This window comes from Vitreimonas sp., assembly GCF_036392335.1.
In the GTDB taxonomy this organism is placed as follows: Bacteria; Pseudomonadota; Alphaproteobacteria; order Caulobacterales; family Aquidulcibacteraceae; genus Vitreimonas.
Window position 1 is genome coordinate 39,449 of sequence record NZ_DASVYD010000027.1, and the last position, 22,735, is coordinate 62,183.

Below are 22,735 nucleotides of genomic sequence, written 5' to 3' on the forward strand. Positions count from 1 at the left end.
CGCCGCTCTTTCGATCGACGCGTCAGTCCGGGGTGCGGGTGACGTTGCCGTCGGTCGAAGCATTGCCGCTGGCGCGCGCACCATCACCGCTGGCCGAGGCCGAGCCGCTGGCGCTTGCGCTGCCGCTTACGGAAACGTTGGGCGAAGCGCTGTGCACGCGATCGGCAGCCCCCTGCGCTGCGCCGCGCACGCGGTTGGCGGCCGTGCGCATCGCATTGGTGGAGCGATTGACGACCGGGCCCGGGTCCACAGTTGCGCCGCCCGAGCCTTCAGCTGAGCCATTGCCTTGCGCCGACAGCGGACCGGCGCTCAGCGCGCCGCCGAGCGCGCCGCTGCCGCCGGCGTCAACGCTGCGCGGCTGGCTCGCCTGTTCTTCAGCAGCGCGCGCGGCGCGGCGCGCTTCGCGTTCGGCGCGTTGGGTGGCGCGATCGACAATGCCTGTGTCGGCGTTCAAATCGCCGGCCCCGCTCACCGAGCCGCCGATCGAGCCTGTGGTGTTGTTGATCGTGCCGCCGAGGCCGCCGGTGACCGAGCCGCCGCCGCCGAGCAATTGTGCGGACGCAGGTGCTGCGCAAAGCATCGCGGCAAGAGCGGTCGTGGCGATCAGAAGCTTCGTGTTCATGATATTGTCTCCTTCGGTTGGCGCCGGGCTTAAAGCCGGCTTCGAAGAGACAACGAACGGGAACCCGCGCTTCTTCCAAAATTCTTCGAGAAAATTTCAGGGCGCTGCGATCAGGCCGTAACCATACACATCATCACGCCCGCGCGCCCCGAGATCGCGCGCTTGGTTGCGCATCGCATTCACCACGTCTTGCGCAGTGGCGGCATTGGGCGTGTTGAGTTGCATGGCGAGCCGCGCGGCGACGAGGGGCGCGGCGTAAGAGGTGCCGCGTGCGCGGCCATGTACGCCGAGCGCGGCGAAATCCACCTGCGCGCCCCGCCCCGCTTCGATCAGCACACGCTCGCGCGCATCGACGCCTGTGACGCCAACCACGCCTTCGTAGGACGCGGGAAACAGCGGTGCGGCGGCAGGGCCGTCATTGCCGACGGCGGCGACGATGATGAAACCGCGCGCGGCCATGCGCGCGATCACGGCTTCCACAACGCGATTGCGCGGGCCGACGAGGCTCACATTGATCACGGCGACATTCTCTTGCGCGAGCCAGCCGAGCGCGCGCGCCAACGCCGAGGAGGCGCCGCCGGTTGGCGCGCCTCCGTAGATATCGGCTGCGTAGATGCGCGCGCCCGGCGCTGCGTTACTTATGATCCCGGCGATGGTTGTGCCGTGCGCGCCGGTGACCGGCGTGTTGCTCGCGAACGCCCGTTGCGCCGCGACGCTCGCGCCAACGCCGCTATCGATCAGGCCGATGCGCGGGCCCATGGATGTCGCGCCGCTTTGCGCGAACGCCGGCAGCATGAGTGCTGCGCCGCTTTCGAGATGGAGATGGTCGAAATCATACGTGCCGTTCGGATCGGTTTCGCGCAGACGGCGCAGCGCCCGACGTGTGGACATGCCTCGCGGCGCGCGCATCGTGACCATGCGGATGGCGTCATCGATTGAATCGGTGCGGACAATCTCAAAGCCTTGGGCGCGCGCGGCCTCGATCGCGGCATCGCTGATGCCGAGCGCCAGGATTTGGCCGCGGACGATCGGCTGGCCGACGGGATCGGCTTCGAGTTCGCGGCGGTGCGTCCGAAGCAGGTCGCGGATCTGTAGACGGCGAACGTCCTGTAGCGGGCGCTCCAGGGTGTCGCGCGTCTGGCCGAGCACATCGCCCACGGCCGGAACCTCGGGCAGCGGCACGCCCAATTGCGCCTGCGCGGACGGAGCCGCCGCTAAGGCGCAAATCAGGAACAAAAGGGCGAAAGCAGGCTTCATGACCGGAGAACGTTTGACCCCGCCATTTTCATCCCTTCCAGTATGAAGTGATTTTCCGCGGAAGAAACCGCCCGCCCCAGTCGTTTGATCCAGTGAAGATGACGAGCGCCGCCGAGCAAACCCGCTCAGATATCGTCGCGATGCTGCCGCGCTTGCGGCGCTTCGCGCGCGCCCTGACGGGTCAAATGGCGGACGCGGACGACATCGTACAGATCGCGGTGGAGCGCGCATTGATGCGGATGGATCAATATCAACCCGGTACGCGGCTGGATTCGTGGCTCTTTAGCATTGTGCGCAATGCCTGGATCGACGAAGCGCGGTCGCGGACGCGACGCGGCAAAGTGTTCGCGCCCGCCGAACTCGGCGAACAGGTCGGCAATGACGGCGAAGCCGAGATGCACGCCAAATTGGAAGCCGATGACGTGTGGAGCGCGATGCGCAAGCTGCCGGAGGAACAGCGCGAAGCGGTGGCGCTCGTGTGTGTGGAAGGTCTCGCCTATCGCGAAGCCGCCGATGCGCTGGGTGTGCCGATCGGCACGCTAACCAGCCGCTTGGCGCGCGGGCGCGAGGCGTTGCAAATGATGTTAGGAGGCGCGTCATGAGCGTCGACGATGAAAGATTGATGGCGTTCGCCGACGGCGAATTGAGCGGCACGGAACGCGCCGAAGTCGAAGCTGCGCTCGCGGAAGATGCGAGCTTGCGCGAGAAGCTCGCCGCGCATCAGCGCTTGCGGACGCGGTTGAGCGGTGCGTTCGACGGCGCGTTGAGTGAGCCGGTGCCAGCGTCTCTGCTGTCGGCTGCGGAGAAACCGCGCACAGCGGAGGTCGTGAACTTGGCCGATCGGCGCATGGCGCGCTGGTCGGTGCGCGAATGGGGCGCGATGGCCGCGAGCGTCGTACTGGGGCTTTTCGTTGGCGTTGGCGTGATGAGTGCGCAAGCGCCGCTGATGTCGCCGAGCCCAAGCGGCTTGGTTGCGCGTGGCGCGCTGGCGGATGCATTGGAAACGCAGCTCGCGTCGGATGAAGCCGGCGCGGTACGGATTGGTTTGAGTTTCCGCGACACTGACGGCCGCTATTGCCGCACGTTCGATCTCACAGACGGCGGCACGGCAGGCCTCGCCTGCCGCGAAGGGGATGCGTGGAACGTGGCGATGACGACCGCCGGCGCGGGCGGGGGCGAAGTGCGGCAAGCAGCCGCGTCAGAGCAGATCTTGAACGCCGTCAATGCAATGATCGTTGGCGAGCCGTTGGACGCCACAAGCGAAGCCCAAGCCCGCGATGCGGGCTGGGAATAATATGGAGCGCGGGCGTCCTCGCACGCGAACCTCGTAACGAAGACGCCCGCGCTCCTTATTTCAGTGAAACGCGAACACGGCGAAGATCACGGCAAGCAGTGACGACATGCCCGATGCTGGGCCGAGGATGGCTAGGCGTGACGCGGCGGAGAAATCGCCGGCTTTGATCTTGGCATAGGTCAAATGGACGAGGATCGAGGCGAGCGTCAGCGTGGTGACGAAGAGCATTTTGATCCAGAACATCAGCGGCAGATCGCCGAGGCTCTGATACTTGACGAAGACGAGCGCAAAGCCGGTCGCCAACATGATGACAAGGCCGATCGCAGAAAAGCGCACCATCGCCGGGCCAAGCGATTTAAGCGTCGCGGCTTGCTCAGGCGACCGCGTTGCTGCTTCGCGTTGCGTGATCATGCTGCCGAAACCGCCGCCCGCGCCCATCATCAGACCGATAAGGTGCAGGGCGAGTAGAATATCGAACGCAATCATTTTGGCTCCCGCGTAACCGTCGTGGATGCATTATTGACGCTCGACCGCGCCCACTTGCGACATTGATAGCAAAAAAGAGGGGACGCGGCGGCGTCCCCTCTTCGCTTACCTGCGCCGTTCGTCGCTTAGTAGCGATAATGGTCCGGCTTGAATGGGCCCTCGGGCGAGACGCCAATGTAATCGGCCTGCCCCTTCGACATTTTCGTCAGCTTCACGCCGAGTTTGTCGAGGTGGAGCATGGCGACTTTTTCATCGAGGTGCTTCGGCAGCGTGTAGACTTGGTTCTTGTACGCCTTGCCGTTGGTCCAGAGTTCGATCTGGGCCAGCGTTTGGTTGGTGAAAGAGGCGGACATCACGAAGCTCGGGTGGCCGGTGGCGTTGCCGAGATTCACGAGGCGGCCTTCGGACAGAAGAATGATCTTCTTGCCGTCCGGGAATTCCACGTGATGGACTTGCGGCTTGATCTCGTCCCATTTGAAATTCTTCAGGGCGGCGACCTGAATTTCGGCGTCGAAGTGGCCGATATTGCAGACGATGGCGTTGTTCTTCATCGCCCGCATGTGATCGACGGTGATGACGTCCTTGTTGCCGGTGGCGGTGACGAAGATGTCAGCGGTCGGCGCCGCGTCTTCCATGGTCACGACCTGATAGCCTTCCATCGCCGCCTGCAGCGCGCAGATCGGATCGACTTCCGTCACCATCACGCGCGCGCCGCCTTGGCGGAGCGACGCGGCCGAGCCTTTGCCGACGTCGCCATAACCGGCGACGACCGCGACCTTGCCCGAGAGCATGACGTCAGTGCCGCGGCGGATCGCGTCGACCAGCGATTCACGGCAGCCGTAGAGGTTGTCGAATTTCGACTTGGTGACGCTGTCGTTCACGTTGATCGCCGGGAACGGCAGATCGCCCTTCTTGGCCATTTCGTAGAGGCGATGCACGCCCGTCGTCGTTTCTTCCGAAACGCCCTTCACGCTGTTGCGGATGGCCGAATAGAAACCGGGCTTTTCCTTGCAATATTTCTTGATCATGGCGAAGAGTGCTTGCTCTTCTTCGTTCGAGTGATGCTCAAGGAAATCTTGGTCTTGCTCCGCCTTCGGCCCAAGCACGCAGAGCAGCGTCGCGTCGCCGCCGTCATCGAGGATCATGTTGGCGTATTCGCCGTTCGGCCATTCGAAGATGCGGTGGGCGTAATCCCAATATTCTTCGAGCGTCTCGCCCTTCACGGCGAACACCGGCGTACCCTTCGCGGCGATCGCGGCGGCGGCGTGGTCTTGCGTCGAGAAGATATTGCACGAGGCCCAGCGCACCTCGGCGCCGAGCGCTTGCAACGTCTCGATCAGCACCGCGGTTTGGATGGTCATGTGCAGCGAACCGGCGATACGCGCGCCCTTGAGCGGTTGCTTCGGGCCATATTCGGCGCGAATGGCCATGAGGCCCGGCATTTCGGTTTCAGCGATTTCGATTTCCTTGCGGCCCCAGGCGGCAAGGCTCAGGTCTTTTACGATATAATCTTGTGCGCTCATCGCGCGCCCTCCGGAATTGAGAACTCGCGAGCGTCGTTTCCAAAAGGGAAACCCGTCGAGCCTGGCGGCCATGCGCTGGCCGTCGCAACGCTCCTCGGCGGGCGGCCGGCTCATAACAAATGAAGCTGAATCTGGCAAACCCAAGATCACAGTTTTACGACATTTGCACGGCGCGCCTTGACCCCAAACACCACGCCATGGCTTTAGCGGCGCAAGGTTTTTTAGGGATTAAGCATGCGGATCGCAGCTCTTCTTTGCGCCTTGGCGTTTGTGGCTTCGTGCAGCCAGCCGGTGCACGTGAATTGGCTGGAGACGGCGCAATTGGTTGAGGGCGCGCCGGCGATCGAAGCGTCAACCGAAACGACCGAGACGCAAACCCCTGCGGAGGCCGCGCCGCCGACGCAGCCGACGCATCGCTTCTTTATCGGTGAAGGCGATGCACCGGTGGGGGCGACACTCAATGTGTGGGCGTTCAAGATCGAGTCGAACGAGGGCCAAGTCGGCGCGTTTCACGTCGCGACGCCGAGCGAACCGGATTTCAACGCCGAGGTTTTCGTCGATGGCCAGGCGCAACCGCTTTTCGCGTTGGTCCGCGCGCATTCGATCGAGAACCCTCTGGTTGGCCTCTATAGGGCGCTGCCGGGCACCAGCGCCGATTTCATCCCGTGCAGTGGCCGACCGCTCACGCACGCGGTGTTCGTCTATCACCCGTTCCGGGCTGATCTCGCGATCAGTGTGTTCGGTTTCGCCGCTGGCGCGCCGGGCGAGGATGGCGCCATCTATTGCGGGATGCGGTCGTTCCACATTCCGCAATAGCGGCGACGGCGCCGCTCAGGCGCCGCTTGTCCAGCGATCCAGCAATCTCTTGGCGGCGTCGCGCCCGCCGACGCCAAAGGCGATCGCCACCGCCACCGCCACGGCGCCGAGGATCAGACCGAACGCCAGAACGATGATGTCGTTGGCGAGGCCCATGAAGCGCAGGCCGACGGCTGTTGCCAGCGCAATAACGCCCCAGCGCACCAAGGTCGAGATGATCTCGGACGATGCCTTGCCTTCCTTGGACGCCGCCGCGGCCAGAATGTTCGCGAGCAGGATGCCGAGGGCGATGATCACGGCGCCGAACAGAACGCGCGTGGCCAGCGTCAGCACCTCGCTCAACATCGCCGCCATGGCGCCAAATTCGAGCATGCGCGCCGCCTCAACGGCTGCAAACAGCACGATGCCAATCAGCACGGCGAGGCCAATCATGCGCGACGGCGGGAAAGTCTTGAAGTCGACCGTGTCGACGCCGGGCGTCAGATCCATCCGCTCGCGGCCCACACGTACGGGCTCGGCGTTGGCGATCGACGAGATAATCGTGTCGAAGCCAATCGATTTCAGCCCCTCCTCCGTCAATGTCATCACCCAGCGACCGATGACGTAGGCGATGAAGATGATCAGCGCCGCGCCAATCACGCGCGGGATCGTCATGAGGATGTTGTTGAGCATCGCCGTGGCGGGATCGGAGATGGCGCTGATGTTGAGCACATCGAGCGCCGCGATCGCGACCGGGATGATGATGAGCGTGAAGGTCAGAATGCCGAGCAGACGCGCGAGGCCAGGGCCGCGCGGCGTATGCGTGAGGCCGGCGTCAATGAGGCGGCGGTCGAGCTCGACAGCTTCCACCGTGGCCTCGACCATGCGGCGCACGATCGTCGCGAGCACAAAGCCGATGAAGAAGATGAGCGCCGCACCGACAACGGCCGGCAGATAGGCCAGGAAGCCCGCGACCATGGCATTGAGCGGCGCGACCACCGCATTGAGCTCAAGCACATTGAGCGCGGCGATGAGCCCCAGCAGCCATACGAGCCAATAGCCCACCTCGCCGACGCGCTCGCCGACATCCACTGTGGGCTTCACACTGGTGGGGCCGTCACGGCGCGAAAAGAATGGCAGCCGGTCGATGCCTTTGGCGATCGCCCATTTAACCGCCTTCGCGGCAAAATGGGCCACGATCAGGATGAGAAGGGCCAATGCGATGCGTGGGGCCCAGAGTGTTAGCCACGACATCAAGGCCTGTGTATTTTCCGGCGTCATATGAGCAGCCCTCCTCGCGAGGCGGTGTTCAAAGATCGCCTAGTGTTTGGGCGGAAAGCGCGGAAAGCAAAGGTTTTACGCGCGAGAGGCGTGTCTTTCGCCGTGCTGCGTCTGCGAAAAACACGCCCGTCTTGCTAAATGCGCGTCAGTTGAGCGCCGCCGGGAACACCGGCAGCGATTCAAAATCCTCCGGCACGTGTTGGCGAATAATGCGCGCGCCGGTTTGGGTTGCGAGCGCTTCGACCTTATCCATCGACGCGAGCGTTTGCGTACGATCGACGTTGAAGGCGGGAACCAAGCGGCGCTCACGGCTCTCATTCATGTGCCACATGTCGCCTGTGAGCAAAATCGGGCCGGCGTTGGGCAAGCGCACAAGCAGAACGTTGTGGCCCGGCGTGTGCCCGGGCGCCTGCACGATGGTGACGGAGCCGTCGCCGAACACGTCCGTGTCGCCATCGCCTTCAAGCGCGCGCGTCGGCGCGTTCTCGATCGGCGCGATCAGCGCGAATTCCTCGGCGCCGCGCGCTTCCTCGCGGAACATCCAGGCGCGCTCATCGGCGTCCAGGAGCCAAGTCGAACCGGCAAAAAGCGCGGCATTGCCGACGTGATCGAAATGGCTGTGTGAGATCGACACGAATTCGATGTCAGCGGGCGTCAGCTGCAATTGGGCGAGCTGATCGGCGAGGCGATTGGTGACGCGTAGCGTGAACGGACCATTGACGACTTGGCCGTCCGGCGCGTCGGCGACGCCATCTGGCAGGCCGGCATCCCAGAGGAGATCGCCCTCGGGATGACGAATAAGGAAGCAAGGATCGACAACTTCGCGCGCCTGGCCATTGAGCGAGCCATCGTCAGCAAACATGCCGGCGTCGCTGATCGAGATGCGGCCGCAATCGAGCGCGTAGAGTTGCACGGCTGGCGCTTGCGCGGCGGTTTGGTCCGCGGATTGGCCGCAGGCGGCCAGCGCCGCCAAAGCGGCGAACGCAAACAGCGATTTCTTCATGATGGCTCTCCCCTCGTGTGCGCCTCATCTGAGGGCGCACAGCGCAAGGGTCAAGTTGAAGGTGTCTGTCGACGCGAAAGCTTGAGGATAAGAACGAGCGCGGCAAGGCTTGCGGCGACGAGGTTCCAAATGATGATCGACGGTGCGCCGCGCAACACGCCATAGGCCGCCCAGAGCACCGCGCCCGAGAACACCATGGCGTAGGTCAGGCCGGACACGCCGTGCGCGTCCCGATCACGAATGATCTTGAACGCCTGCGGCGCAAACGCGAACGCGCCGATGAAACCCGCAACCAGACCAAGAAGCTCAATAGTGTCGGATTGCATGATGTCTCCTTAGGCGCCGCTCAAAACCGCGAGACATTGAGCCAAGCGATCGCCGGCGAGTCCTTCCGCGACGAGGAATTCCTGAAGCGTATAGAGGCCGTGACCGCGCGGCCGATAGGTGAAGCTGCGCTCGGTGTCGCCGTCGCGCATGATATAGGTGATGTCCTGGTCGGCATCGCCAATTGCGCCGCCGGCGCGGCGCAGGAGCACCATGCCGTCGCGGACGCCAGCGGCATAGGCTGGGAGACTGGGATCGACGCCTGTGACGATGTTGTTGTTGGCGGAGGTGGCTTCGATGTCGAAACCGCGATGGAAGCGCGCCGCTTCGCGCGTGACGACGCGGCCGCATGGCGCGAAGACGTCTTCGGGCAACAAAACAGGTGCGCCCTCAATCACATAGTGCGCGATGTCGGCGTCCACGTTGACGCCCAAGCGGTCAATGACGATGGGAAACATCTGATCGGCGTGCAACGGATCGCCGCCGCGCGCGCGGGCGCGCATTTCGAGCATCACGTCATCCAGATCGCGCCCCTGCGCGCGCAGCCGCGCATCCCAAATGGTCGCGAGGAAGCGGCCGCGCTGATACGGCAATTGCTGCACTTCGCGACTGCCCCAAAAATCCGCGACAATGCGGCTGTTAGGTTCGGTGCGCACCGACGATTGCGCATACGCCGCCAACATGCGGTTCAAATCCGCCGCGAAATCCTGCGGGCTCCAGACGCCTTGGCGCACCAGAAGGCGGCCGGTGTAGAAATCGGTGAAGCCTTCGGAAAACCAATAGCTCCCCGCCTGATCTTCCTCCACCATGCCGCCGATCTGGCCAGGTATCCAGGTGTGCGAACCTTCGTGCGCGAGCGTGCGGGTGATGGTGGCGGCTTCGGCGTTGGTGGTGGCGAAGAACGCGAACGCATCGTCCAGCCCCGTCCCGCCGACGGAAAGCCAGCCCGAGTTCGGCGCTTCGAGCGGGATCACCGTGACGAGATACGGAGTCGAGTGATCGCCCCAGAAGGCGCGCTGCGCATTGATAATGGCGCCCACTTCCGCGACGAAATCCGCGTCGCTGAAATTCCAGGCGCCGCGGATCGCGACGCGGATATTGGGATCGCGCGCATGCACGATGCGGAAATCACCGCCGACCATGACGCTCGACCACGCAGCGCCGAGCAGCAGACCATTGTGCTCAAGGTCCGAGGCGAAGCTCCAGCCGCGCGGCAGGTCGCGGGCGCGGAAGCGCACCGGCGTCGTCAGATCGCGCTCCGCCAGCGTAATCAAAATGGCGTTGCCGATAAAATGAAAATAGCTTGGCTGCACCACCGGCCGGTACGCGTTCTCCTGCTGCGCGTTCGGCGGGCCTTCGAAATCCTGGATCACGCGATAACGCAGGTGAATGCGCGCGTTGGGGCGATGCGTCAGCACGCGGCTTGTGGGGCCGTCGCCATCGCGCAATTGCGCGCCCGAAACGGCAGTGATCGCTTCGATACTGCGCCAGAGTTCGTCGCGCCCGCCCCATGAGCTGGGCAAGCGCAGCGCGGTTTCGCCGTCGGCGTCGCCGCGGAACGTGAGGTCGATTTGCACGGCGGTTAGCGCGCCATCCTGGATAAGCGGCGTCAGCGTGTAGTCGAGCCGATCGGGGGCGCCGAATCCAGTACAAGCGAAGAACGCGAGCGCGGTGGCGGCAGCCCGCAACGAAAACGGCATGACATTCTCCTCGGACGGCGGGACCGCGACCTTCAGCTGCCAGATGCGCCTCATGCCCGCTTTGGATGCGACCACCCCGCCTCAGCCACGATGCAGCGCCAATTGTTCCGACGTTGCGAGGAGCGCGCCATGCGGACTCCAGAACGAAACCGAGTGATCCCAATATCCCGCCTCGATACGACGGGCATGCGCTTCGGCGAGGACGTAATCCTCGCCAACGGCGTCGAGCTCCGCTTGGGTGGCGTGAAAATACACCGTCATCGAAAGCGTTGATGACGGCACGAATTTTTGCGCGGCGTAGAAAATGCGTGGCGGTACGAAATCAGCCAGGAACGCAAGCTTGGCGGCGTCGAGCCGATTGGGCTTGGTCATGCCAGACCAAAACACGGAGCGATTGGGCGCGGCGCCTTCAAAGGGCGCGCCCTCGACCCAGCGCGCCTGCAGCTCTTTGCCAAAGGGCACTGGCGGCGTGAACCGGCCGAGGCCAGGCGTATCAGGCGGCACGGCGTCGGGCTTGCCGCCGGCGGTAACAGCGAAGGGATCCGTGCGGCCTTCGCCAAGCGTGATGACGGCATGCACGCAGACGCTTTCCTCCTGCAGCAATTCCGCTTGCCAATAAGAAACGCTGCGGCCCTCCCGCATAGGCGTCACCCGCACCGCGAGCGCGCCAGGACGAACTGCGGCCAAGAAATGGACCACGATCGCGCGTTGCGTTTGCGTTGGTTTGCCAGAGCCCAGCACGGCCTTCAGCAAAAGCGCCGCGACCCAGCCGCCAAACTGACGATTGTCGCCATTGCTGAACAGCGTGTCGGCTTCGCCAGACCAGAGGTTCGGCGCGGAGCGGGTTAGCTTCAGAGTGTCGGCGAATAATGGCGCGCTCACCTTATTCGTCTTCGTGAAATTTAGCCGCGACCAATTCTTCGAGCGCATCCAGCGCGGCTTCGGCCGCCGGCCCCTCGGCCTCGACCTCGATCTCGGAGCCGATGCCGGCGCCGAGCATCATCAAATCCATCAGCGAGCGTGCGTCAGCTTCTTCGCCCTCGCGCCGCACCATGATGGTGGTGTCGTCATAGGAGAGCGCGAGTTCCGCGACCTTGCGCGAAGCGCGCGCGTGCAGGCCACGGATATTTATGATGGGAAGCGTGCGTTTCAGCCCCATGCGCTTATCCTGCGCTTATCGTTGTTGTTAAGCCGGCCCCCCGGCCAGCTCGACGGATGCGACGCGAATATAGCGCCGCCCCGCATCCTGCGCGGCGAGCGCCGCTTCGGGAAGCTTCATTTTTTCTCGCACCTCGGCGAGCTTGATCAGCATCGGCAGGTTCACGCCGGCGATCACTTCGATTTTCACCTGATTGATGACGGAGATCGCGAGGTTCGAGGGCGTGCCGCCAAACATGTCAGTGAGGATGACGACGCCGTCGCCGCGCTCAACGGCGCGCACGGCGTCGAGAATGTCGGCGCGGCGCTCCTCCATGTCGTCGTCGGGCCCAATGGCCACGGCGCGCATTTGGTCTTGTGGCCCAAGTACGTGCTCAGCCGCGGCGACGAATTCGTCCGCCAAACGGCCGTGCGACACCACGACGACGCCGATCATTCCCTACTCCCGCCACCCACCCGGTGGACTCGCGTAAAGGTCGGCCACAATACCCTTTCGCGGTTGCGAGAAAAGGCCAAGTCGCACCCCTGACGCAGAATTCGACGAACGCTAGTGTCGCGGGGCGCCGGCGAGCGGAAGTTCAACTATGAGGCGAGCGCCACGCACCTCGCCGTCTGCGCCCTCGATGTTTTCCGCACGGATTTTGCCGCTGTGCGACGTCACAATTTGTCGGGCAATGGAAAGCCCGAGGCCGGAATTGCCGCCAAACGCCGTTCCTTTCGGACGCTGGGTATAGAAGCGTTGGAAGATCGTCTCCAGGTTCTCGGGCGGGATGCCGGGGCCTTCGTCCTCGACCACGGCGCGCACGATCTGCCCCTCCTTGGTCTTGAGCACCTGTGCCGACACGGTCACCGTCCCGCCCTCGGGGCTGAATGAACGGGCGTTGTCGATCAGATTGCGGAAGACTTGGCCGAGCGATCCTGGCTGGCCAATCACCAGCGCACCTTCTGGACGAGCGCCCTTGAAGTGCACCTCGGCGTGCGCCTTCTCGCCTGGAGGCGTTTCATAGGCGCGGGCAATGTCGAACAGCAATGCGCCCAGATCCACTTGACCAAGATCACCGCGCGCGGTCTCGGCCTCGATGCGGCTGGCGCGCGCGATGTCGGTGATGAGACGATCGAGCCGCACGACGTCTTGCGCGACGATGGCGAGCATTTGGCTTTGCTGCTCGGGCGTTTGCGCGGCGCGCGCCGAGGCAACAGCGGAGCGGATTGACGCCAGCGGATTCTTGATCTCGTGGCTGACATCGGCGGCGAAGCGTTCGTTGGCGTCGATGCGATCGGCCAGCGCGTCGGTCATCTGCTCGAGCGAATGGCTGAGCGCGCCGATCTCGTCCTTGCGCTTGCTGATGTCGGGCAGCTGAAGGCGGGTAGCGCCACTCAGACGTAGGGAATCAGCCGCAGCCGAAAGTGTCCGCAGCGGCCGCGCGATGAAAAGTGCGAGCAGAAGTGACGAGAGGAAGATCGCAATCGTCGCGCCCAGTACGAACGGGATCATGCTCGCCCGCTCGGCGACGAGGATGCGCTCCACATCCGCACTTTCCAACGTCACGACGCCCAACACGGCTTGGACGCGGCGCAGCGGCAATGTCACCGAGACCACGCGCTCGCCCTTCTCGTTCAGGCGCTCGCCGCGGGCGATCTCGCCGCGCATGCCGCGTTCGATTTCCTCTTCGGTCGTGATGCTCGGTCGCCACGGCGTGATGCGCAGATATTCCACGCGCCGCGCCGCGCTTTCGAGGCGCGCGCCTATGTCGCTTTCTTCACCCAGCGCCAGCGGACGTTCTTCCAACCGGTCATAAATCACGTCCGTGTCGGCGATCAGCCGTCCGTCGGCGGAGAAAACCCGCACGCGCGGCCCGCTCGCGCCCGGTCGAGCCCCTTCGGCGATCGGCGGCAACAAGCGACGCAACACTTCACGGACGGCGGGCTCGTTGATGTAAGGGTACGGATCGCCCTGCACGGTGCCGGTCTCGATCAACAGATTGGTGATCAACTCGCCTTGCGTGCGCAAATTGCGGAATTGCGCGTCGGTCAGGCCCGCCCGCATTTCCGTAAGCAGGAGCACGCCGATCACCAGAAAGGCGAGACCGGCGAAGTTCCAAATGAAGATGATCTGGGCGATCCGAGACCTCAGAACCGCGCGGAAACCTTCACGCTTCGTTGTATCTGTAGCCGACGCCATAGAGGGTTTCGATCGCGTCGAAGCTGTCGTCGATGTCGCGGAATTTCTTGCGGAGCCGCTTGATGTGGCTGTCGATGGTGCGGTCGTCGACATAGACTTGGTCGTCATAGGCAGCGTCCATCAGCTGATCACGGCTCTTCACGTAGCCGGGGCGCTGCGCAAGCGCTTGCAGGATGAGGAATTCGGTCACGGTCAGGCGGACTTGTTCGCCTTTCCATGTGCAGGCGTGGCGGTTGGGATCGAGCGTCAGCTCGCCGCGCACGATCGGCTTCTTGTCGCCTGCCGCCTCCGCACCGGGAGCGCCAGCGCGCGTGCGACGAAGCAACGCCTTCACGCGCTCGTTCAACAGGCGCTGCGAGAAGGGTTTGGTGATGTAATCGTCGGCGCCGACATTGAAGCCGACCACCTCGTCCATCTCATCATCCTTGGATGTGAGGAAGATGACCGGCAGGTTCGAGCCCTGACGCAAACGGCGCAGCACCTCGACACCGTCCATACGTGGCATCTTAATGTCGAGGATGGCGAGATCCGGCGGGGTCTCGCACAGCGCCGCCAGCGCCGTGGCCCCATCCGTATAGGTGCGCACAGTGTAGCCCTCGCCCTCAAAGAAGACTTTCAGGGAAGCGAGGATGTTCTCGTCGTCGTCGACAAGGGCGAGTGTGGGCATGGGGGAGCCGGACTTTCCTAACCTAACCGTAATGAAGCAATAAAGGCAGTCTTAGACGCCATTGTGGCGGAGATAAACGGTAGGGCCGCCTATTCCAGCCCCGAAAGCGCGCATCACCTAGTTTTGTTCCAGCGCCCTGGATAGCCTTCCCCAAACGTGGGGAGGATCAAATGGGTTGGCGCGTACTGTTCGCCTTGGCGGCGCTTTATAATTTGGCGGTGGGCGGAACGATGCTGGCGACGCCGGCGCTGCTCGCACCACAGCTCGGCGTCGAAGGCGCCGGCGCACCGTTTGCGTTGATGATGTCCGGGCTTCTGATCGCCATGTTCGGCATCGGCTACGCCATGGTGGCGCACAACCCGGCGGGCAACCGCGGCATCGTTTGGATTGGCATGATCGGCAAGATCGGCGCGGCGGTGCTGGGCACACTGCAATACCAGGCCGGCATCGTGCCGTTCTCCACCTTCATGCTGGGCATGGGTGATCTGGTGTTCGTCGCGCTGTTCGCCCTATTTCTCTGGCGTGGACCGCGCTGATTGCTTTCCGCAGCGATTTGCGGCACAGACCGCCGCCTATGACGACCGAGATTGCCTGACGCTCGCGGGCCGCGTGTGCATAACGCCGACCCGCTCTGAACCCCACACCGCGCGGTGTGGATCGCGAACGCACGTGTTCAGATCAGGCGATCTTTCCAGTGAACATTTCGAAGTACGAGCAGCGCACGCTGCACGCGCTCGCCCAAGGCGGGTGCATCCATCATTATAAGAACGAGAAGGGCGACATCATCGAGATCGATTGCGTCAACCGCGACGGTTGGCGGCTCAACGATTGCACGCTCGAAATCTTCAAGAAACTGCGCCGGCGTCGTTTCATCCGGAGCGAAAATGGCGGCCCCTATCGCATTTCCCGCGATGGCTTGGCCGCCGTGCGCGCGCAATTGGACAATCGGTGAAGCTTAAAGGCGCCGGGCCACACGGTCCGGCGTCGCTTCCTCAAACCTTGGCCGCGCTCTAGAGCGCGTATTGCGGCGGGCCGAACGCGGCCAGCGCCTTATCCTCTTCCTTCGCCAGTTCGAACGACGAGCAGCAGCGCGCGCAGAACGCGACGTCGCCGACGATCGTACGGAACGTGGAGCGTCGACGCTGCAACGGCGTCGAACAGGTCGGGCAAGGCTCGCCAATTTTCTTTTCGAGCATTGGACTTCTCCGAGCAAAGAAAGGCTGCGCTTGATTGCTAAACAAAACCTTTCAGCGCGTTCACATGAACCTCAACGCAAGGGATGCGGCTTGGCTCCACGCCGGATGCGTTCACACGCCGAGTTGATGGGCCCCGCAGCACCAACAAGGAGGCTGCGCTGCTTCGCGGCGATCGCAAACTCTATCGCATGGCCTAGCTGCGTTTGGCTGTGCGCTTTGCCTTCTTTGGCGCAGGCTTTGCCAAAGCGTGGGCAGCTTTGAGCGCGGAGAGGAAAGTCGCCTCGTCCGCGACTTTCAGGTCACACACCGTGATTCCCATGCGGCCCCAGCCGCCGCTCACCGGCGCGAACATTGCCGGCGCCTGCTCACAGAAGAATTCCTGGGTCGCCGGGTCGAACATGAGGTTCACGGCCTGCGCGTCCGGCGGCACGGTGGCGAAGATTTTGCGCTTGGTGCGGAAGGCTGGGCGATCCACATGCACAACCTCGCTCGCGCCTTCGAGCGCTAGCGCCAATTTACGAACACGAGCCTTGGTGATCGCCATGCCTGCAGCGTGCCACGCTGCAGGTGGCCGTCAATCAGTTCGTGGCCGGCGCTTCCACGATCACGCCGCGGCGCCATTCCTCACGCCGCGCGGCGACCTCGTTGCGGACGTTCACGCCCGGCTGACACGTATAGCTAATCTCGCGCATCTGATCGGAGCCGGTCACTTCGGTCGCGCCGCAGCCGATCTGGTGAAGCACGGCATTCGCCGCCGCGCCCCAGGTCAAAATGCCGGGCGACTGATCGGCAGCGCGAATGGTGACGTTTTGCGCGATCATCTGCCCAAGCGGGCGCGGCTCGCCGCGCTGCACCAGCACAGTGGGCTGGCGCTCGTGAAACCATATCTGATACCGCTCGCGTCCGACCATCACATCGGCGTCCGACCAGCCGGCGGGATAGGTCAGCAGGTTCTGGGTTGAAGCGCAGCCGCTCACCACAAGGGCCGCCACAACCAGCAAAGCTCGAATTCGCATCGCAATGTCCCACAATCTAACGATCGCCACCCTAAGGGCGAACGTGCGCCTCGCGAGGCGATGCAATGACGAAAAAGGGGCGCGCCGCGTTCACCAAATCGCTGGCGCCATTTCGGGGCGGAACTCACCTCACGCGCGCAAAGCCGCGTGGTTGAGCGCGTGTAAACGGGTCAAACACCCCCTCGAAATGATGGCGCGAGCCTTGCTCTTCCCCTTTCGCACAACAGGCGGGCCCAATGGGGGAACCGCCGCGAATAAGGGCGCTACTCATGGCTAACGCCATTGACCTCCATGTCGGCAAGCGGCTTCGCCGCCGTCGCCGGCTTCTGGGCCTCACCCAACAACAATTGGCTGAGTCCATTGGCATCCGCTTCCAGCAGATCCAAAAATATGAATGCGGCGCCAATCGCGTCACTGCGAGCCGTTTGTACGAACTCGCTGTCGCGCTGAACGTGCCGGTGAATTACTTCTTCGAAGGCCTGCAGGCTGCTGCGGCTCCGGCGACGCCGGGCGCGCCGGGCGCACCTGCCAACGATCGCGATCTGATCGCGGCCGATGTGCTCTCGCAAAAGGAAACGCTGGAACTGATCCGCGCTTATTACAAGCTCGGCGAACGTCCGCGCCGCCGCCTGCTGGACCTCGCGAAGGCGCTGCAAGACGAATCCACCGACGCGGCCTAATCCGCCGCGCTGGTTTGGGGCAAGGGAAACGGGCTCGCCTATGGCGGGCCCGCTTTCGTTGTGCTTGAAGGAGCGCGATGGTCGCGCACGACATTCCTCGCCTCCTCGCATTCGCTGACGTGCTGGCCGAGTCCGCGCGCGGCGCGATTCTGCCGTTCTTCCGTAGCGCGCACGCGATAGACCACAAAGGCGGTGATCGCTTCGATCCTGTCACCGACGCCGACAAAGCCGCCGAAGCTGCGATGCGGGCGCTGATCGAGCGCGAATATCCGGAGCATGCCATTCTTGGCGAAGAATATGGCGCGCGCGCCGGCGCGAGCGGGTATCAATGGGTGCTCGATCCGATCGACGGCACGCGCGCCTTTATCTCAGGGCTCACGTCTTGGGGCGTGCTGATCGGTCTCTATTTCGAGGGCCAGCCGCTAATCGGCGTGATGGATCAACCCTATCTCGACGAGCGCTATCGCGGTTGGAACGCCGCGGCGAACGTCACCGCGCGTGGCTACACGCAAGCCATCCGTACGCGCCCCTGCGCCGACCTCAGTCAAGCACTCGCCTCCACGACGGATCCCTATCTTTTCCACGGTGCTGAGGCTGACGCGTTTGCCCGCGTCCGAAACGCCGCAAAACTCACGCGCTACGGTTATGATTGCTACGCCTACGCCATGGTCGCCGCGGGCTATCTCGATTGCGTGATTGAAAGCGGCCTCAAGGCCTTCGACATCGCCGCGCTCATTCCGATCATTCGCGGCGCTGGCGGCGATGTCGTCTCGTGGCGCGGCGGGGACGCGGCCCAAGGCGGCCAGGTGCTTGCGGTCGGCGACGTGGCGCTGAAGCCCGCCCTATTGGAAATGCTAGGCGCCTAACGCCTGGTTCGGCGCCCCAACGGCACGGATGCGCCGCCGCCCGCTTCGTACTAGGCTCCCGCAAAACAGAACATACGGGAGGAAGCGCATGCGCGTGGCAATCATCGGCGCCGGTCTTGGCGGGCTTTGCGCGGCGATCCAGCTGAAGCAGGCGGGCTACACCGACATCACCATCCTGGAAAAATCGGATGGCGTCGGCGGCACCTGGCGCGACAATGCCTATCCGGGCTGCGCCTGCGATGTGCCGGTCGCGCTCTACCAATTCTCGTTCGCGCCGACGCCGAAATGGAGCCACCTCTACGCGCGCGGCCCGGAAATCCGCGAATACGCCAACGACCTCTGTGATTGGTTTCAGCTGGGCCCACATTTGAGAGTCAACGAAGAGCCGGTGAAAGCCGTTTGGTACGATGCGAAATCAGCGTGGACGCTGACGACGCGCGCCGGCGCTACGTACGAGGCCGACGTAATCGTTCCCGCGCTCGGCCAGCTCAACCGTCCGCAATGGCCCGATATCCCCGGCCGCGACGGCTTCAAGGGCGCGTCCATGCACTCGGCCCGCTGGGACCAGAGCGTCAGCCTCAAGGGCAAGCGCGTGCTCTGCATCGGCTCGGCCGCCAGCGCCGTGCAGCTCATTCCGGAAGTGGCGAAGGAGGCCGCGCACCTCACTGTGTTCCAGCGCACGCCGAATTGGTGCATCCCGCGCATGGATCAAGCGATTACGCCGGAAGATAAAGCGCTGCTGATGACCAATCCTGCGGTCGCCATGAAGCTCGGCGCGATGACCCGCGAGCTGATCTATGAGCGCGCCGATCATTTCTTCTGGCAAGCCTTCGAATGGACGCCGGAAGGGCGCGCCGCGCTGACCCGTCAAGCACTGGATCACCTGCACGCGCAAGTGCCGGACGAGGCGCTACGCAAGAAGCTCACGCCCGACTATCCGATCGGCTGCAAGCGCGTGCTGATCGTCGATGATTTCTACCCCGCGCTGATGCGGGACAATGTTTCGCTCGTGACGGAGCGGATTGAACGGATCACCGAGACTGGCGTCGTCACCCGCGACGGCGTGCTGCACGAAGGCGACGTGATCGTGTACGCCACCGGCTTTGAGACCACCGACTGGCACTGGTCGCTCGATGTTTACGGCCGCGGCGGCGTGCACCTGAACGATGCCTGGAAGGATGGGCCGCAAGCCTATCTCGGCCTGCTTACCGCGGGCTTCCCGAACATGTTCATGCTCTACGGGCCAAACACCAATCTCGCGCACAATTCGATCACCTTCATGATCGAGCGCCAGGTGGAGTATATAATCAAAGCGCTCGCCGCCACGCGGGCGCAAAACGCGCGCACCGTCGGTGTGCGGGAGGATGCGCAAACGCGCTTCAACGCGGCGCTGCAAGATCAATTGGCGAAGACCGTCTGGGCCGATCCGCACTGCGCCTCGTGGTACAAAAACGCCGCTGGCCGCATCACCCAAAACTGGGGCTCGCATACACGCGATTACGCGAAGGCGACGGCGGAGCCGGTGCTGGCGGATTTGGAGCTGCGTTAGACCGCTTCGCGCGCCGTGCCCGCCACGATCTCGCGGATCGCTTGTTCGAACACGTGCGGCGGCTGGCCGCCTTGGATGAGCCAGCGTTCGTTGAAGATCACCGACGGCACGGCCTGAATGCCGTTGCGCCGCCAATGCTCTTCTTCGGCCCGCACTTCGGCTGCGAACTCGTCCGATGCCAAAATTTGGCGCGCGCGGGCAGGATCTAGGCCGGCTTCAGCCGCAGCATCGGCTAGTGCGACCGGATCGTTCGTGGGGCGCTGATCGGTGAAGTTTGACTTGAACAACGCTTCCTTCAACGCGAGTTGCTTTCCTTCAAGGCCGGCCCAATGCAGCAGCCGGTGCGCATCGAACGTGTTCCAGATGCGGCTCTCGGGGCTGTAATTGAACGTGAAGCCAAAGCGCTCGCCGTTTTCCTTGATGGCTTGGCGCGTCGCCGCCGAGCGCTCCGGCGAGGCGCCGTATTTCTTCTGAATGTGCTCGGTCGTGTTCTCGCCTTCCGGCGCCATGTTCGGATTGAGCTCGAACGGCTGGAAGCGGATCTCCGCCTTCACCTGATCGCCCACCGCATCCAACGCCTGTAACAAAGACCGCAAGCCGACCACGCACCAAGGGCACGCCACGTCCGAGACGAAATCGATGCGAAGGGTTTGGGTCATTAGCGATAAAGCTCCGTCCGTCGGTCACGGAAGAAACCCCACGCGGCGCGGTGGCGGTCGAGGAAGTCGCGATCGAATTCGTGCACCAGCACGCCTTCGTCTGCGCGCTCGAAGCTTTGCACCAGATCGCCGCGATGATCGGCGATGAAGCTGGAGCCGTAGAATTTCTGCCCGCTCGCTTCCGTACCGATGCGATTGCTCGCCACCACCGGGATCACGTTTGACACGGCATGGCCCTGCATCGCGCGCCGCCACGGATCGCGCGTGTCGAGCGAGCTATCGTGCGGCTCGCTGCCGATCGCGGTTGGGTAGAAGAGCACTTCCGCACCTTGGATCGCCATCGCGCGCGCGCATTCGGGAAACCATTGGTCCCAGCAAATGCCAACGCCGATGCGGCCGAACGCGGTGTCCCAAACTTTGAAACCGGTATCGCCGGGGCGGAAATAATATTTCTCCTGATAGCCGGGGCCGTCAGGAATGTGGCTCTTGCGATAGACGCCAAGCTGCTTGCCGTCCGCATCGAGGATGACGATCGAATTGTAATATTGCGGGCCGGCGCGCTCGAAGATCGAGACCGGCACAACGACGCCCAATTCCTTCGCCACTGGCGCCATCGCCACCACGCACGGGTGCGTCGCCGCCTCATACGCCGTGGCGAACCATTTCTCTTCCTGCGTCGTGCAGAAATACGGCCCCTGATAAAGCTCCGACGGCAAGATCACTTGCGCGCCCTTGCCCGCCGCTTCGCGCACGAAGCGTTCGGTCTTCTCGATATTGGCTTTCAGGTCTTCGCCGTAGCTGGTTTGGATCGCGGCGACTCTAATCGTGCGTGGCATTAGAGATGTCCCTGAACCGCCCAATCGAGCGCGGCTTCCAAGCGGTCATTGCCCCAGAACAATTCCTTGTCGGCGGTCACGAAGGTGGGCGCGCCAAAGATGCCAAGCGCTTGCGCTTCCTCGGTGGACGCACGCAGCGCGGACTTCACGTCGTCGCTTTGCGCGAGCTCGACCATGGCGGTGTCGAGCCCGGCGCGGCGCAACGCTTCCGCCGCCGTCAACGGGTCCGAAATGGTGCGGCCTTCGCCGAATTCAAGCTGATAGACGGCCTGCGCAAAGCGCGCGCGCAGCGGGCCTTCGAGCGCGGCGGCGATGCGTGCGCAGAGCAGCCCGTTTTGCGGAAACGGATTGGGCATCGTGAACGGCAGATCGAGCGCGGCACAGGTGCGCTGCAGGTCGCGCACCATGTATTTGCCCTTGATCGGATAAATATTGAACGGCGAGTCCTGCCAGCCTTGCGAGGCGAACACCGGCCCCAGCAAGAACGGTCGCCATTCGACGACAACGCCGCGCGCCTTCGCCGCCGCCTCGATACGCATCGCGGCGGGATAGGAATAGGTCGAGGCGAACTCGAACCAGAATTGGATCACAGGCGTGCTCATGCCGGCTCCTGTTGCGTGATGCAGTGGAACGAGCCGCCGCCCGTGAGAATGGCGTGCGACGAAAGCCCGACGACCTTCCGGCCCGGGAAGAGCGGCGCCAGCGCATTCACGGCGTCATCGCCGCTGCCCGAATAGATCGGCACCACAACCGTGGAATTGCCGATCAGGAAATTCATGTGGCTGGCAGGGATCGGATCATCGTCCTCGTCGACGACGACACCCGGCGACGGAATGCGGATCACCTCAAGCTTGCGGCCCGCAGCGTCACTCATCGCCGCCAGCGACAGCGCGATTTCTTCCAGCACTTCGAAATTCGGATCTTCGCGCCCGAACGGCGCCTGGCACACGACTTTGCCCGGCGCGACGAAGCGCGCGAGATTGTCGATGTGGCCGTCGGTATGGTCATTCGCCAAACCTTCATCGAGCCACAAGATTTTCGTCACACCGAGCGCCTTCTTCAGCGCGACCTCGGCGCCTTCTTCGGTCCAGTGCGCATTGCGGTTGGGATTGAGCAGGCATTGGCGCGTCGTCAGCAGCGTGCCTTCGCCATCCATCTCGATGGCGCCGCCTTCCAGAATAAAATCGTTCTGCTTGAAGCCGGCGCCCGCCAGCAGCGCGACACGCGCGGCGACTTCATCGTCATGCGGCAGCTGATACTTGCCGCCCCAGCCGTTGAACTTGAAGCCTAGAGCTTGGCCGTCCGCGGTGAAGATCGGCCCCGTGTCGCGAAACCAGATGTCGCCAAACGCGCCCGGAATGATTTCAGCGTTTTGGCCAAGCGCCAGTTTCGCCGTCGCTTCCGCCTCACGCCCGTGCGCCAGCACGCGCATCTTGTCGCCCTTACCGCCATCGGCGAGTGCGCGGATCATCGCCGCGACCTCGGCGCGCGCCGGCTCCAAATCTTCTCCCCAAAGATCAGCGGCGGACGGCCAAGCGGTCCAGATCGCCTTGTGGGGCTGCCATTCGGCTGGAATCGTCGTCATGGCCGCTCCTTAGCGCATGCAAACGACGCCAGATAGGCGTTTACGACCTCCGCGCA

28 protein-coding genes and 1 riboswitch are annotated in these 22,735 nt (G+C 63.6%); of the genes, 8 read left to right on the forward strand and 20 right to left on the reverse strand.

Annotation, left to right across the window (positions count from 1 at the left end; translation table 11 throughout):
* Positions 1 to 22: 22 nt before the first annotated feature.
* Together VF769_RS06515 and VF769_RS06520 are read right to left on the reverse strand one after the other, a co-directional pair.
* Complete coding sequence (locus tag VF769_RS06515; protein WP_331007571.1) at positions 23 to 622, reverse strand: hypothetical protein; 600 nt, start codon at positions 620 to 622, stop codon at positions 23 to 25.
* 96 nt (positions 623 to 718) lie between these two features.
* Complete coding sequence (locus VF769_RS06520) at positions 719 to 1,879, reverse strand: S8 family serine peptidase (protein WP_331007572.1); 1,161 nt, start codon at positions 1,877 to 1,879, stop codon at positions 719 to 721.
* Between the two features lie 98 nt (positions 1,880 to 1,977).
* Here VF769_RS06520 and VF769_RS06525 point away from each other — a divergent pair, with 98 nt between their 5' ends.
* Complete coding sequence (locus VF769_RS06525; RefSeq protein ID WP_331007573.1) at positions 1,978 to 2,481, forward strand: sigma-70 family RNA polymerase sigma factor; 504 nt, start codon at positions 1,978 to 1,980, stop codon at positions 2,479 to 2,481.
* Positions 2,478 to 3,173 (forward strand): anti-sigma factor family protein, encoded by a 696-nt coding sequence (locus VF769_RS06530; protein ID WP_331007574.1) that lies wholly within the window; start codon positions 2,478 to 2,480, stop codon positions 3,171 to 3,173. The genes VF769_RS06525 and VF769_RS06530 overlap by 4 nt, the downstream gene beginning before the upstream one ends.
* Positions 3,174 to 3,233: 60 nt before the next feature.
* Here VF769_RS06530 and VF769_RS06535 read toward each other — a convergent pair whose 3' ends face one another.
* Both VF769_RS06535 and ahcY read right to left on the reverse strand, forming a co-directional pair.
* Positions 3,234 to 3,659, reverse strand: coding sequence for a hypothetical protein (locus VF769_RS06535; protein ID WP_331007575.1), 426 nt, complete (start codon positions 3,657 to 3,659; stop codon positions 3,234 to 3,236).
* A 125-nt stretch (positions 3,660 to 3,784) separates the two neighbouring features.
* Positions 3,785 to 5,182 (reverse strand): adenosylhomocysteinase, encoded by a 1,398-nt coding sequence (gene ahcY / locus VF769_RS06540; RefSeq protein ID WP_331007576.1) that lies wholly within the window; start codon positions 5,180 to 5,182, stop codon positions 3,785 to 3,787.
* A 21-nt stretch (positions 5,183 to 5,203) separates the two neighbouring features.
* Positions 5,204 to 5,284, reverse strand: a riboswitch (S-adenosyl-L-homocysteine riboswitch).
* A gap of 132 nt (positions 5,285 to 5,416) precedes the next feature.
* On the opposite strand from ahcY, the gene VF769_RS06545 reads away from it, so the two are divergent.
* Positions 5,417 to 5,998: a hypothetical protein gene (locus tag VF769_RS06545; RefSeq protein WP_331007577.1), complete on the forward strand. Its 582-nt coding sequence runs from the start codon at positions 5,417 to 5,419 to the stop codon at positions 5,996 to 5,998.
* Between the two features lie 15 nt (positions 5,999 to 6,013).
* Here the strand turns inward: VF769_RS06545 and VF769_RS06550 are convergent, their stop codons facing one another.
* The 9 genes from VF769_RS06550 to VF769_RS06590 form a co-directional block, all read right to left on the reverse strand.
* Complete coding sequence (locus tag VF769_RS06550; protein ID WP_331007578.1) at positions 6,014 to 7,258, reverse strand: mechanosensitive ion channel; 1,245 nt, start codon at positions 7,256 to 7,258, stop codon at positions 6,014 to 6,016.
* 145 nt (positions 7,259 to 7,403) lie between these two features.
* The gene (locus VF769_RS06555; RefSeq protein WP_331007579.1) at positions 7,404 to 8,261 is read right to left on the reverse strand and encodes an N-acyl homoserine lactonase family protein; all 858 of its coding nucleotides are present in this window, start codon (positions 8,259 to 8,261) and stop codon (positions 7,404 to 7,406) included.
* A 50-nt stretch (positions 8,262 to 8,311) separates the two neighbouring features.
* The gene (locus VF769_RS06560; RefSeq protein WP_331007580.1) at positions 8,312 to 8,587 is read right to left on the reverse strand and encodes a SemiSWEET family sugar transporter; all 276 of its coding nucleotides are present in this window, start codon (positions 8,585 to 8,587) and stop codon (positions 8,312 to 8,314) included.
* A 9-nt stretch (positions 8,588 to 8,596) separates the two neighbouring features.
* Positions 8,597 to 10,285, reverse strand: coding sequence for a hypothetical protein (locus tag VF769_RS06565; RefSeq protein WP_331007581.1), 1,689 nt, complete (start codon positions 10,283 to 10,285; stop codon positions 8,597 to 8,599).
* 81 nt (positions 10,286 to 10,366) lie between these two features.
* A complete protein-coding gene (locus tag VF769_RS06570) occupies positions 10,367 to 11,167 on the reverse strand; it encodes a thioesterase family protein (RefSeq protein ID WP_331007582.1) in 801 nt (266 codons plus the stop codon).
* A gap of 1 nt (position 11,168) precedes the next feature.
* A complete protein-coding gene (locus tag VF769_RS06575) occupies positions 11,169 to 11,444 on the reverse strand; it encodes an HPr family phosphocarrier protein (RefSeq protein ID WP_331007583.1) in 276 nt (91 codons plus the stop codon).
* Positions 11,445 to 11,471: 27 nt separating this feature from the next.
* Positions 11,472 to 11,879: a PTS sugar transporter subunit IIA gene (locus tag VF769_RS06580; protein WP_331007584.1), complete on the reverse strand. Its 408-nt coding sequence runs from the start codon at positions 11,877 to 11,879 to the stop codon at positions 11,472 to 11,474.
* A gap of 111 nt (positions 11,880 to 11,990) precedes the next feature.
* A complete protein-coding gene (locus tag VF769_RS06585) occupies positions 11,991 to 13,625 on the reverse strand; it encodes an ATP-binding protein (RefSeq protein ID WP_331007585.1) in 1,635 nt (544 codons plus the stop codon).
* The gene (locus tag VF769_RS06590) at positions 13,594 to 14,292 is read right to left on the reverse strand and encodes a response regulator transcription factor (protein ID WP_331007586.1); all 699 of its coding nucleotides are present in this window, start codon (positions 14,290 to 14,292) and stop codon (positions 13,594 to 13,596) included. The genes VF769_RS06585 and VF769_RS06590 overlap by 32 nt, the downstream gene beginning before the upstream one ends.
* Before the next feature lie 170 nt (positions 14,293 to 14,462).
* Between VF769_RS06590 and VF769_RS06595 the strand changes: the two genes are divergently transcribed.
* Both VF769_RS06595 and VF769_RS06600 read left to right on the forward strand, forming a co-directional pair.
* Positions 14,463 to 14,828, forward strand: a complete 366-nt coding sequence (locus VF769_RS06595; protein WP_331007587.1) for a hypothetical protein — start codon at positions 14,463 to 14,465, stop codon at positions 14,826 to 14,828.
* A 158-nt stretch (positions 14,829 to 14,986) separates the two neighbouring features.
* On the forward strand, positions 14,987 to 15,244 hold the full coding sequence (locus tag VF769_RS06600) for a YjhX family toxin (RefSeq protein WP_331007588.1): 258 nt from the start codon (positions 14,987 to 14,989) through the stop codon (positions 15,242 to 15,244).
* A gap of 58 nt (positions 15,245 to 15,302) precedes the next feature.
* Here the strand turns inward: VF769_RS06600 and VF769_RS06605 are convergent, their stop codons facing one another.
* The 3 genes from VF769_RS06605 to VF769_RS06615 form a co-directional block, all read right to left on the reverse strand.
* Positions 15,303 to 15,488 (reverse strand): hypothetical protein, encoded by a 186-nt coding sequence (locus tag VF769_RS06605; protein WP_331007589.1) that lies wholly within the window; start codon positions 15,486 to 15,488, stop codon positions 15,303 to 15,305.
* 193 nt (positions 15,489 to 15,681) lie between these two features.
* Positions 15,682 to 16,032, reverse strand: coding sequence for an MmcQ/YjbR family DNA-binding protein (locus VF769_RS06610; RefSeq protein ID WP_331007590.1), 351 nt, complete (start codon positions 16,030 to 16,032; stop codon positions 15,682 to 15,684).
* 34 nt (positions 16,033 to 16,066) lie between these two features.
* Entirely contained in the window at positions 16,067 to 16,504 is a 438-nt protein-coding gene (locus VF769_RS06615; protein ID WP_331007591.1) for a hypothetical protein, read from the reverse strand.
* A 269-nt stretch (positions 16,505 to 16,773) separates the two neighbouring features.
* Between VF769_RS06615 and VF769_RS06620 the strand changes: the two genes are divergently transcribed.
* The 3 genes from VF769_RS06620 to VF769_RS06630 all read left to right on the forward strand — a co-directional run bounded on the left by VF769_RS06620 (position 16,774) and on the right by VF769_RS06630 (position 19,599).
* On the forward strand, positions 16,774 to 17,184 hold the full coding sequence (locus VF769_RS06620; RefSeq protein WP_331007592.1) for a helix-turn-helix transcriptional regulator: 411 nt from the start codon (positions 16,774 to 16,776) through the stop codon (positions 17,182 to 17,184).
* A gap of 77 nt (positions 17,185 to 17,261) precedes the next feature.
* Positions 17,262 to 18,050: a histidinol-phosphatase gene (gene hisN, locus VF769_RS06625; RefSeq protein ID WP_331007593.1), complete on the forward strand. Its 789-nt coding sequence runs from the start codon at positions 17,262 to 17,264 to the stop codon at positions 18,048 to 18,050.
* Between the two features lie 88 nt (positions 18,051 to 18,138).
* Positions 18,139 to 19,599, forward strand: coding sequence for an NAD(P)/FAD-dependent oxidoreductase (locus tag VF769_RS06630; RefSeq protein WP_331007594.1), 1,461 nt, complete (start codon positions 18,139 to 18,141; stop codon positions 19,597 to 19,599).
* On the opposite strand, the gene VF769_RS06635 is transcribed toward VF769_RS06630, so the two are convergent.
* Genes VF769_RS06635 through VF769_RS06650 form a run of 4 tightly spaced genes read right to left on the reverse strand, consistent with a single transcriptional unit; the run spans position 19,596 to position 22,679 of the window.
* Positions 19,596 to 20,258 (reverse strand): DsbA family oxidoreductase, encoded by a 663-nt coding sequence (locus VF769_RS06635; protein WP_331007595.1) that lies wholly within the window; start codon positions 20,256 to 20,258, stop codon positions 19,596 to 19,598. The genes VF769_RS06630 and VF769_RS06635 overlap by 4 nt on opposite strands.
* The gene (aguB, locus tag VF769_RS06640; protein WP_331007596.1) at positions 20,258 to 21,094 is read right to left on the reverse strand and encodes an N-carbamoylputrescine amidase; all 837 of its coding nucleotides are present in this window, start codon (positions 21,092 to 21,094) and stop codon (positions 20,258 to 20,260) included. The genes VF769_RS06635 and aguB overlap by 1 nt, the downstream gene beginning before the upstream one ends.
* A complete protein-coding gene (locus VF769_RS06645; protein ID WP_331007597.1) occupies positions 21,094 to 21,696 on the reverse strand; it encodes a 2-hydroxychromene-2-carboxylate isomerase in 603 nt (200 codons plus the stop codon). Before VF769_RS06645 ends, aguB begins: the two co-directional genes overlap by 1 nt.
* Positions 21,693 to 22,679 carry an agmatine deiminase family protein gene (locus tag VF769_RS06650; protein WP_331007598.1) on the reverse strand — a complete coding sequence of 329 codons (987 nt, stop codon included), beginning with the start codon at positions 22,677 to 22,679 and terminating at the stop codon, positions 21,693 to 21,695. The genes VF769_RS06645 and VF769_RS06650 overlap by 4 nt, the downstream gene beginning before the upstream one ends.
* Positions 22,680 to 22,735: the final 56 nt, after the last annotated feature.